Below are 10,587 nucleotides of genomic sequence, written 5' to 3'. Positions count from 1 at the left end.
GGCACGCCGCAGGAACTGCACGAGCACCCGGTCAACTGGCACGTCGCGGACTTCATGGGCTACCGCAACCTGCTCGAGGGCGTCGTGGAGCGGGTTCATGACGGCGCCGTGACCGTTTCGGTCCTCGGCACCACCATCACCGGTTCCACCAAGGAACTGCTCCGCGCCGGCGACGCCGTGAAGGTGGGGCTGCGCCCCGAGGACTTCGACATCGCCCCGGCGGGGACGGCGCCGGCAGGCCTAGCCAGCATCGACGCCACGGTCGAAGTCGTCGAATACCAAGGCCGTGAATTCGCGGTTGAGGCCCGGTCCGACGCCGGAAAGCCCCTGCACGTGCGGACCTCCCGCCATGTGGAACCCGGCCAGCGGGTCACCCTCACGGCCGCGCAGGAGCGCGTGCTGGTCTTCCCGGCCGAGCTTTCGCCAACGGCGAGCCCGGCCCCGGAGCTTGAGGCGGCGGTACTGTGACCCTCACCGGGCAGCGCCCGGGCCGGGTGGAGCAGGAACCGGGAACCCGGCCCGCACTGTCCCACCGGCTCGCCGAACGCGGCATCGACAAGCTCCTGCTCCTGCTGCTGCCCGCACTGGTGTTCGCACTCGTGCTCTTCGTCTACCCGTTCGTCTACGGCCTGGGCCTGTCGTTCCAGCCGAAGACCGGCGGACTGTTCGGCGCCTACGTGAAGTTCTTCACCGATCCGTCGGTCAGGGGGCTGGACTCAATTTGGGTGACCCTGCAGCTGGCCGTCCCGGCGGCGCTGCTGAACGTCCTGGTCTCGGTTCCGATCGCGTACAAAATGCGCGGGAAGTTCCGCGGCAAGCGCGCCCTGACAACAGTGCTGGTCATCCCGATCACACTCGGCACGGTCCTCACCGCCGAGGGCCTGTTGAACTTCTTCGGGCAGCGCGGCTGGCTGAACCGCTTCCTTGGGCTCCTCGGATTCGAGCCCCTCCAGCTGGTCCAGAACTACTGGGGCGTGCTCTGGTCCCTGATCATCTCGGGGTTCCCGTTCGCGTTCCTGCTGATCCTGTCCTACCTATCCGGCATCGATCCCTCGCTCGAGGCGGCTGCCCGGACCCTGGGGGCGGACTGGAAGCAGCGCTTCCGCCGGATCACCCTGCCGCTACTGGCACCCGGGCTGGCCATCACCTTCTGCCTGACTTTCGTCCTGGCCTTCAGCGTATTTCCCTCCGCCATCCTCGTCGGCGACCCGTCCGGGTCCACCCGCGTCATCGCCTACGTGGCCTACAACGCCTGGGGGCAGCAGTTCGACTACCCGCTCGCGTCCGCCGCGGCCATCGTCATGGGCGCCGTGGAACTGGTAGTCATCGTCCTGGTGCTGATCTGGCGCTCCCGCATGTACAAAGGATCCACCGGAGGTAAGGGCTGATGAGCCTCACACTGAAACCAAAATCCGGCACCACGCCGCGAACCGCCAAACGGCCGCTGGCGGCCTCCCCGGGAACGTTCCTGATCTGGGGAAGCATGGCCGTGTTCCTGCTGCTGCTGCTGGGGGTGGTGTCCTCCGTGGTGGTGAACTCCTTCGCCAAGGAGTGGTTCGATACCTGGCTGCCCTCCGGCTACACGCCCGCCTGGTACGCCGATGCGTGGAAAGAGTACGACCTCGGCCAAGTCATCGGCACCACGCTGACAGTCTCGATCGCCGTCGTTGGAATCTCCGTGCTGATCGGCGCACCTGCCTCCTACGTGCTGGCCCGCCGCAGCTTCCCGGGCAAGAACATCCTGATGCTCGTCTTCCTGCTGCCGATCATGATGCCCCCCATCACCTACGGCATCCCGCTGGCGACACTGCTGACGTACTACCACCTGGCACCGGGCCTGACCGGCGTGATCCTGGCTAACCTGGTTCCATCCATCCCGTTCGTCATTCTGACCATGACGCCGTTCATCGAACAGATCAACCCATCGATCGAGTCGGCGGCGCGGATGTGCGGCGCCAACATGCTGCGGCTTTTCACAAGGATTCTCGCGCCGCTCCTGGTGCCGGGCATCCTGGCCGCCGCGGTCCTGGTGCTGGTCCGGACGGTGGGCATGTTCGAGCTGACCTTTCTGACCTCGGATTCCACCTCTGACACCCTTGTCGTTGCGCTGTTCACGGCCATGACCGGGGCCGGCATCCGCGCCCAGCAGTCCGTCGACGCGATGGCCGTTGTCTACATGCTCATGATGATGGTGCTGCTGGTGGTGGCCCTCCGGTTCGTCAATCCCACCCAGCTTGTCTCGCAGGTCCGGGAAGAGACGGACTGACCGCCGGGCTGCCGCCCGTGCCGCCCTCCCCCGCCGGCTGAAAGGCCAACGATGTCTGCAATCACCATCACCGACCGCCTGTCGTTGGCCACTGTGGCGGCGGCGGCGGAGCGCCCCGGCGTCTCCGGCCCCGCCGTGGATCCCCGCGCCCTCAGCACCGGCATCGTCCACTTCGGCGTCGGCGCCTTCCACCGCGCGCACCAGGCCGTGTACACCGAGGACGCCGCCGCGGCCACAGGCGATACCCGCTGGGGAATCCTCGGCGTCACCGGACGTTCGGCGCGGGTAGCGGAACAGCTCGGACCGCAGGACGGTCTCTACTCGGTGCTGACCAAGGCCCGGGACTCGTCGTCGTTGCGGGTGATGGGCTCGATGCGCGGGGTCGCGTTCCCGGGAACCGATTCCGAGGAGGTGCTGCGGACGCTGGCGGCCGAGAACGTCCACCTGGCGTCCCTGACCATTACCGAAAAGGGCTACCCGCGGATGCTCGGCGGCGGCTTGGATCTCACTCATCCCGGGGTGGTGGCGGACGTCAACGCCCTGAAAGCCGAAGTCTCGGGCCGGAGCTTTGCCGGGCCGGCCCGCACCCCCCTCGGCCTGCTGGCGCGGGGGCTGGCCCGGCGCCACTCCTCCTCCGGCGCACCGTTCGCGGTGATGTGCTGCGACAACCTGATGTCGAACGGCAGTGTCACCCGGAGCCTCGTGCTGGGGCTGGCGGAGGCGGCGGGGGCGGAGCGGCTGCTGGAATGGCTCGACGCCGCCGTCTCGTTCCCGTCCACCATGGTGGACCGGATTGTCCCCGCGACAACCGAGGCTAACCGCAGGGAGGCCGAACGGCTGCTGGGCCTGCGGGACGAGGGCCTGGTAGTGGCGGAGCCGTTTGGCCAGTGGATCATCGAAGACAAGTTCCCCGGGCCGCGCCCGGCCTGGGAGCGTGCCGGGGCAGTCCTGACCGGCGACGTCGGCACCTTTGAACTCGCCAAACTGCGGATGCTCAATGCCACACACTCCCTCTTGGCCTACCTCGGGGCACTCAGGGGGTACCCAACGATCGCCGACGCCGTCGCCGCGGACGGGCTCGTGGAGGAGGCGCGCCGCCTGCAGCGCAACGACATCATTCCCACCCTGACGGCCCCACCGGGCACGGATCTGGCGGACTACGGCGAATCGATCCTGGACCGGTTCGCCAACCCGAACCTAGGGCACACCACCATCCAAGTCGCCATGGACGGGTCGCAGAAGCTGCCGGTCAGGATCCTCGGGACGGTAGCAGACCGGTTGACCGCGGGCGAAATCCCCTACTCCGGCGCCCTGCTGGTCGCGGCTTGGATGGTGTTCGTCTACCGCGGACGGGACGTCAACGGCCAGCCGCTGGCCCTTGACGATCCGATGGCGGACGCACTGCGGGCAGCCGCGGACGGCTCTGAGGCCGGACTCGCAGACCGGCTACTGGGGGTCAAGCAAATCTTCCCCGAGGAACTCGCGGGCCACACGGGATTCCGCACTGCAGTGGCTGAGGCGGTCCGGCGGCTGCTGTCTGAGGTTCCCTAAGCTGGGGCCGCCAAGGCGCGCCCGGTGGGGCGGCGGAGCCTAGGCCCCGTAGCGCATGCGGGTGGAGCTGCCGATGGCCAGACCCAGCGCGATGATCACGATGACCAGGATGGTCAGCGCGATCCCCACATAACCCAGCACCAGGCCGGCTATGGCCATGCCCCTTCCCGACGGCTCGCGCTTGAGGGCCAGGTGCCCGAGGATGACCGCCGCCAGCTGCGGCAAGAGGAAGATGCCCAGCCCCACGAAAGCGGCGATGCCGCAGCACATGCTGGCGATGCTCAGGCCCTTGGGTTCGGGTGGCAGACCATAGTAGGCCGGCTGGCCGTAGGCATTGAACGGGCCGCCCTGCTGGCCGTACTGAGCCGGCGCACCGTAGGGCTGCTGCGGTGCCGTGCCATACGGCGTGGCGTACGGATCCGTGGGCTGCTGCGGCGCCGCGCCATACGGCGAGGCGTACGGCTCGGTGGGCGGGCTGTAATCGGGGGCCGGCGGGCGGTACTGCTCGCCGGACTCCTGCCCTGGAATGAACGACGGCGGCTGGTAGCCCGCCGGAGTCTCGTCCTTCTCCGGTTTCGGCTGGTCAGTCATGGTTTTCCCCCTCTGGAAGTCTCTCGGTTCAGCCTACCGCCGTCCCGTGGCGATGGGCAGGATAATTCTTCCGTCACAGGGGCCGTAATCATGTTGCCTTCCCCACCGGTCTGGCATGCTGGTGCCATGGCTAGCCGCGCGGGCACTGTTGCCCAACCCCAAGACCTTGTTGATCTCACTGCGCTCCTGGATGCGTACTACGACGTTTCCCCGGATCTTGGCGACCCCGGCCAACGGGTGGCCTTCGGCACTTCCGGGCACCGGGGCTCGAGCCTGAAAGCCTCCTTCAACGAACCCCACATCCTGGCCATCACCCAGTCGATCGTGGAGTACCGGGCGGGCCAAGGCATCACCGGGCCGCTGTACCTCGCCAAAGACACCCACGCCCTGAGCGAGCCGGCCCAGAATTCCGCCCTGGAGGTCCTCGCGGCCAACGGCGTTAATGTGCTGATCGACGCCCGTCACGGCTACACCCCCACTCCGTCCCTGAGCCACGCCATCCTGACGCACAACAACAACTCCCCCGCCGGGGCGCCGCAGGCAGACGGCATTGTGGTGACCCCCAGCCACAATCCGCCCGGCGACGGCGGCTTCAAGTACAACCCCCCGCACGGCGGCCCCGCTGACACGGACGCAACCGGCTGGATCGCCAACCGCGCCAACGAACTGCTGGAAAACGGCCTCCGCGGGGTCAAACGGATTCCCATCGCCGAGGCGCTCAGTGCCGGCACCACGGGCAAGTTCGACTTCCTGAGCAGCTACGTGGACGACCTCCCCTCGGTCCTGGACCTCAACGCCATCCGCGAGGCAGGCGTCAGGATCGGCGCCGACCCGATGGGCGGCGCTTCGGTGGACTACTGGGGCGAGATCGGTGAACGCCACCACCTGAACCTCACGGTGGTCAACCCCACCGTCGATCCGCAGTGGGCCTTCATGACGCTCGACTGGGACGAGAAGATCCGGATGGACTGCTCCTCGCCGTCGGCGATGGCCTCGCTGATCAACCGGATGGCTGTTGGTGCGGACGGGTCCGCAGCCTTCGACATCGCTACCGGCAACGACGCCGACGCCGACCGGCACGGCATCGTGACCCCTTTTGTTGACGGACAGGGCGGGCTGATGAACCCGAACCACTACCTCGCCGTCGCGATTGACTACCTGTACCGGCACCGGACCGGGTGGAACCCGAAGTCCGTAATTGGCAAGACGCTGGTTTCCTCGTCCATCATCGACCGCGTGGCCGCAAGCCTGGGCCGGAAGCTCGTTGAGGTGCCGGTCGGGTTCAAGTGGTTCGTTCCCGGGCTGCTGTCCGGCGAGGGCGCGTTCGGCGGCGAGGAGTCTGCCGGCGCTTCGTTCAACAAGATGGACGGCAGCGTGTGGACCACGGACAAGGACGGCATCCTGCTGGCGCTGCTGGCGTCGGAGATCACGGCGGTCACGGGCAAGTCGCCGTCGCAGCTGTACAAGGGCCTCACCGACCAGTTCGGCGACCCGGTCTATGCGCGGATCGACGCAGCGGCCACCCGGGAGCAGAAGGCCGCCCTGGGCAAGTTGTCGCCGTCGGACGTCACCGCCACGGAACTGGCCGGTGAAACCATCACCGCCAAACTGACCGAAGCGCCGGGCAACGGTGCGGCGATCGGCGGCCTCAAGGTGGTCACCGAGAACGCCTGGTTCGCGGCCCGCCCCTCAGGCACCGAGGACGTCTACAAGATCTATGCTGAGTCCTTCAAGGGCGCGGAGCACCTGAAGCAGGTGCAGGCCGAGGCCAAGGCGCTGGTGGACGGCGTCATTTCCTAGCGGCCACGCTCAGGCCGGGTCTTCCTCGACCCCCGCGAGCACAAAACGGTCCCGGCCCAGGGTCTTCGCGCGGTAGAGGGCAGCGTCCGCAGAGGCGATCAAGGCGTCAAGGTCCACGCGGCCGGGCGCCGTTGAGGCGATGCCATAGCTGGAGGTAGGCAGGCGCGGGATCACCGGCGACGCCGAGGCCTGCAGCCGCGAGCTAATGTCGGCGGCGATTTCCCCTGCCCGTTCGGGTGTCACGCCCGGCAGGAGGAGGATGAATTCCTCGCCGCCGTAACGGCCGACGAGGTCGCTGGAGCGGACCGTGGACGAGCAGGCGTCCGCGAACGCCTGTAATGCGGCGTCGCCGGCCGAGTGGCCGTACTCGTCGTTGATGGCCTTGAAATGGTCCAGATCCGCCAGGATCAGCGACGCCGCGGTCCTGGCCCGGCTCAGGCGGCGCAGTTCGTCCTCGGCGAGGTCCAGGAAGGCCGTACGGTTCAGCAGCCCCGTCAGCCCGTCCACCGTGGCCCGGGCACGGAGGTCCTGCGTCTGTTGCTCGTAGCTCAGCTCTGCCATCGTGAAGGACGCCACCACCATGATCACGGCGGAAAATACCGTCATCGTGACTGATCCAAAGACGGTCAGGAACACGGGCCCGTCGCGCCCTTCGAGAACAAAGGCTGCTAAACGGCCCAGATAGAAGGCTGCCAGGATGCCGGAGCCCACTGCCAACGTAAGGTGCACACGCGAAAAGTGCCGGTCCAGCAGAAACAGTTCCCGGCAGCCGAGCCCGATCAGCAGGCCCATAAATCCAAGATAGGCAGGGCCGCCGGACCACACATTGGTGGCCGGCTGGTCCAGCACCGATGCCACGGCGGTGATGCCGGGCCCGGCGGCGAGGTACCAGATCTTGGGAACCGTGGTCCGCAGCGAACGGGCTCCCGCCCAGATGCTCGCCGCGCCCGCCACGAGAAACACGTTTCCGAGGGGGTTGGACCAGACCTGGTGTGGCGTGCCGTCCAGCAGGTAAGCCGCATTGCCAGACAGGAACAGCAGCAGCGCCAGGCACCACCAGCCGCTGTAGGCCGACCGCGTCCGGCGGAAAGTGATGAAGTAGAAAAGCAGCAGCAGGGTCAGATCGACCACCGCCAAAGCGACACGCAGGGTTGCGGTGTCAAGCATCATGTAGTGGCCCCCCGGTCCGCTCGCAATAGCCCGAATTGCGTCGACTACGCGCCGCAAGTGACCTTAGTATTGCACCCCGCGGCAAAAATATGTGACCACGGTCTCGAATGCGACGTTGCCGGGCAGGGGCAGGCCCCGGTCGAGGCCCGCGGCCCCTGTGTTTGCGGCCTCAAAGCGGACTAAACTGGGAATCGGCCCCGGATGCGGCCTTGCGCTCAACCGCAGAATTGCGTCCCGAGTGCCTCCGGCCTGTCCCCCATGGTGCCGGAGGCACCTCCGCGTGAGAAATAGTGCCGTTAGACCGTGCGGACGACGTCCTCGTAGGCGAACTTTGGCTTCGCCGCACCCCAGGCGTCGGCAGCGGGCCGGCCGATGTTGACCACGAGGAAGCTCTTCTGGCCACCGTCGGGGAAGAATGCCTGATCAATCGCGGTGAAGTCCGCACCCGTCATGGGTCCGGCGGAAAAGCCGAGGGAGCGGACGGCGAGGATGAAGTAGCCGGCCTGCAGGTGGGCGTTGTTGTTGCCGGTGGCCGCGGCGAGGTCCGGGGCGGCGTCGTACATGGCCTTGGGCGCGTTGTAACCGGGCAGGAAGTTGTCCCACTGTTCCTGCCAGGACGTGTCGTAGCTGAGGACCGCGACGAGCGGTGCGGAGGCGGTTTTGGCGCGGTTGCCGTTGGCGAGGGTCTCGACCAGGGTGGCGCGGGCTTCCGCGGACCGGATGTAGGTCACGCGCAGTGGCTGCGAGTTGAACGCGGTGGGGCCGAACTTGGTGAGTTCGTAGATGGCCCGGGCCTGCTCGTCGGTGACTTCGCCGGTGAAAGTATTGGCGGTGCGGGCCTCGGCAAAGATGGCGTCCACTGCGGCGGCGTCGATTACTGCTTCATCATGGGCGATGGTCATGAGCATCCCTTTCGCTGGGCGTACCCGCCGGGGCGGCGGCCACTGGTTACTGTCTATGGTTGCAACTTCAACTTGTGCCTCCTGCTTCCCGCAACGCCCCGTGACGTCCGGCACAGGGGGCGCCGCCGGCGAAGCATGCCGGAAACACCGGCGCGGTAAAGTTGCTCCGGAAGATTCCTTCCCGCCCGCCACACATTCTCTGAAAGGCCCCGGCAATGAGCATGCTCGGAACCAAATGGAAGCTCCACGGCAACGGCAAATCGATCCGCCCGGGCGAGGTCGTGAAGCCGGATGAGCGTCTTGCGTGGCCGCTGACCATTGGCATCGGAATGCAGCACGTTGTCGCCATGTTCGGCGCCACCTTCCTCGTCCCCATCATCACGGGCATGCCGCCGGCCACTACCCTCTTCTTTTCCGGCACCGGCACCCTGCTGTTCCTGGTTATCACCAAGGGCCAGGTGCCGAGCTACCTCGGATCCAGCTTCGCGTTCATCGCGCCGATCATGGCCTCGCAGCAGCAGTACGGCGTCGCCGGCGCGCTCGGCGGCGTGGTGCTGGCCGGCGTCGGGCTGGCGATCATCGGTGCGGTGGTGCAGAAGTTCGGTGCCGGCTGGATCAACCGGCTGATGCCGCCCATCGTCACGGGCGCCATCGTGGGGCTGATCGGCCTCAACCTCGCCCCGGCAGCGAAGAACAACTTCGACGCGGCCCCGATCACCGCCCTCATCACATTGGCCACGATCATCGTGGTCAGCGTCTTCTTCCGCGGCATCCTGGGGCGGCTGAGCATCCTGGTCGGCGTTGTGCTGGGCTACTTCGTGGCGATGATCCGCGGCGAGGTGGACTTCTCCAAGATGGACTCCGCCGCCTGGGTGGGGCTCCCGTTCTTCCAGACCCCCGAATTCCACCTCGGCGTCGTTGGCCTCTTCGTGCCGGTGGTTTTGGTGCTCGTGGCGGAGAATATCGGCCACGTCAAGTCCGTGTCCGCCATGACCGGCCAGAACCTCGACGGCGTCTCCGGGCGCGCGCTGATGGCCGACGGTGCGGCCACAGTGCTTGCCGGCCTGGGCGGCGGCTCCGGCACCACCACCTACGCGGAAAACATCGGCGTAATGGCTGCCACCAAGGTCTATTCGACGGCGGCCTACTGGGTGGCCGGTGTCTTCGCCGTGGTGCTGAGCTTCTCGCCGAAGTTCGGCGAACTCATCGCCACTGTCCCGGCCGGCGTGCTGGGCGGCGCGGCGACGATGCTCTACGGCATGATCGGCGTCCTGGGCGTCAAGATCTGGGTGCAGAACAAGGTGAACTTCTCCAACCCGATCAACCTGACCACGGCCGCCGTCGCTCTTATTGTCGGCATCGCCGACTACACCTGGACCATCGGCGACCTGAAATTTACCGGCATCGCCCTCGGCTCCGCCGCGGCCCTGGTGATTTACCACGGCATGAAGGCCATCGCCAAGGCCAGGGGCACCGTTGCCGAGCCGGAAACGGAAGGCGTCGCAGCCGCGGCCACGGCCGCCGTGAAACGCGTGCCGAAGAAGCGCCGCTAAGGCTAAATCCGTCCGCTGGACCTACTCGGGATGCTTTTGTCGGCGCTGAGACGGCCTCCGCGAACTGCGCGGTCGAGTTATCCACATAGCCTGTTTCCGGTCGATTAGTTGTCGCGGACCCTCGATATTCTTGGTTTATGGAAGGTTCGGACTGGATTGCGGAGGGCTGGGAAGCTCTGGCGGCTGTCACGGCGTTTGCCGCAGCCATGGACTCCGTTACCGCTGTCGGCGCTGATCACGAGGATCCGTCGGGCGCTGATCGCGGGGGTCCGTCCGGTGCCGGCAGTCTTTGCCGGGATGACGGCTCGTTGCGGGACGATCCGTTGCGGGATCTTGCCGATGATTGCCTGGACGGCCTGGCCGAGGTGGCGCGGTGGGAGGCGAGGGCCGCGGCGTTGAAGGTCAGGCTGGGCGCGGCCTATCTGCAGGCCACCGAGACCCTGGCGGCCCCAGCGGCGTCGCTGCGGGACTCTGCCTGCCAGGAGATGGCGGTGGTCGCTGAGGTCGCGTGTGTCCTGACCGTGAGCGAGCGGACCGCGGGAGCGTTCCTGTCCGAGTGCCTGGCTCTGACGCGGGGTTTGCCGCTGACCCTCGCGGCGCTGCGGGCCGGGACGATCTCCTGGGCGCATGCCCGCATCATTGTCGACGAAACCTCCGGCCTGGACCGGGCCGGCGCGGCCGCACTCGAGGCGCACTTCCTGGACCCCGGCGCCCCGGACCCGGCCCGCGGCTGCCAGGCCGGAGAGCTCGTTCC

General features: G+C 67.2%; 9 protein-coding genes and 1 pseudogene. 7 read left to right on the top strand and 3 right to left on the bottom strand.

The genetic code is table 11. The annotated features are described in order from the left end of the window. The 4 genes from K789_RS0119000 to K789_RS0118985 all read left to right on the top strand — a co-directional run. On the top strand, positions 1 to 468 hold a 468-nt coding region (locus tag K789_RS0119000), incomplete at its 5' end, for a TOBE domain-containing protein (RefSeq protein ID WP_024368133.1). Then, complete coding sequence (locus K789_RS0118995; protein WP_024368132.1) at positions 465 to 1,388, top strand: ABC transporter permease; 924 nt, start codon at positions 465 to 467, stop codon at positions 1,386 to 1,388. The genes K789_RS0119000 and K789_RS0118995, both read left to right, overlap by 4 nt. Then, positions 1,388 to 2,266 carry an ABC transporter permease gene (locus K789_RS0118990; RefSeq protein WP_024368131.1) on the top strand — a complete coding sequence of 293 codons (879 nt, stop codon included), beginning with the start codon at positions 1,388 to 1,390 and terminating at the stop codon, positions 2,264 to 2,266. Before K789_RS0118995 ends, K789_RS0118990 begins: the two co-directional genes overlap by 1 nt. A gap of 51 nt (positions 2,267 to 2,317) precedes the next feature. Next, complete coding sequence (locus K789_RS0118985) at positions 2,318 to 3,817, top strand: mannitol dehydrogenase family protein (RefSeq protein ID WP_029705350.1); 1,500 nt, start codon at positions 2,318 to 2,320, stop codon at positions 3,815 to 3,817. Positions 3,818 to 3,856: 39 nt separating this feature from the next. Here the strand turns inward: K789_RS0118985 and K789_RS0118980 are convergent, their stop codons facing one another. Then, positions 3,857 to 4,408, bottom strand: a complete 552-nt coding sequence (locus K789_RS0118980; protein ID WP_024368129.1) for a DUF4190 domain-containing protein — start codon at positions 4,406 to 4,408, stop codon at positions 3,857 to 3,859. A 126-nt stretch (positions 4,409 to 4,534) separates the two neighbouring features. Here K789_RS0118980 and pgm point away from each other — a divergent pair, with 126 nt between their 5' ends. Further along, complete coding sequence (gene pgm / locus K789_RS0118975) at positions 4,535 to 6,208, top strand: phosphoglucomutase (alpha-D-glucose-1,6-bisphosphate-dependent) (RefSeq protein ID WP_024368128.1); 1,674 nt, start codon at positions 4,535 to 4,537, stop codon at positions 6,206 to 6,208. Positions 6,209 to 6,217: 9 nt separating this feature from the next. Here the strand turns inward: pgm and K789_RS0118970 are convergent, their stop codons facing one another. Both K789_RS0118970 and K789_RS0118965 read right to left on the bottom strand, forming a co-directional pair. Then, positions 6,218 to 7,378 carry a GGDEF domain-containing protein gene (locus K789_RS0118970; protein ID WP_029705348.1) on the bottom strand — a complete coding sequence of 387 codons (1,161 nt, stop codon included), beginning with the start codon at positions 7,376 to 7,378 and terminating at the stop codon, positions 6,218 to 6,220. Between the two features lie 296 nt (positions 7,379 to 7,674). Beyond that, a complete protein-coding gene (locus K789_RS0118965) occupies positions 7,675 to 8,280 on the bottom strand; it encodes a malonic semialdehyde reductase (RefSeq protein ID WP_024368127.1) in 606 nt (201 codons plus the stop codon). 215 nt (positions 8,281 to 8,495) lie between these two features. Between K789_RS0118965 and K789_RS0118960 the strand changes: the two genes are divergently transcribed. Both K789_RS0118960 and K789_RS24200 read left to right on the top strand, forming a co-directional pair. Then, positions 8,496 to 9,833 (top strand): uracil-xanthine permease family protein, encoded by a 1,338-nt coding sequence (locus K789_RS0118960; protein ID WP_024368126.1) that lies wholly within the window; start codon positions 8,496 to 8,498, stop codon positions 9,831 to 9,833. A gap of 137 nt (positions 9,834 to 9,970) precedes the next feature. Next, positions 9,971 to 10,587, top strand: a pseudogene (locus tag K789_RS24200) (endonuclease); the annotation flags it as partial.

The organism is Arthrobacter sp. TB 26, from assembly GCF_000427315.1.
Classification (GTDB): domain Bacteria; phylum Actinomycetota; class Actinomycetes; order Actinomycetales; family Micrococcaceae; genus Arthrobacter.
The sequence above is the reverse complement of the archived record's forward strand: the minus strand, read 5'-3'. Positions and strand labels throughout refer to the sequence as shown.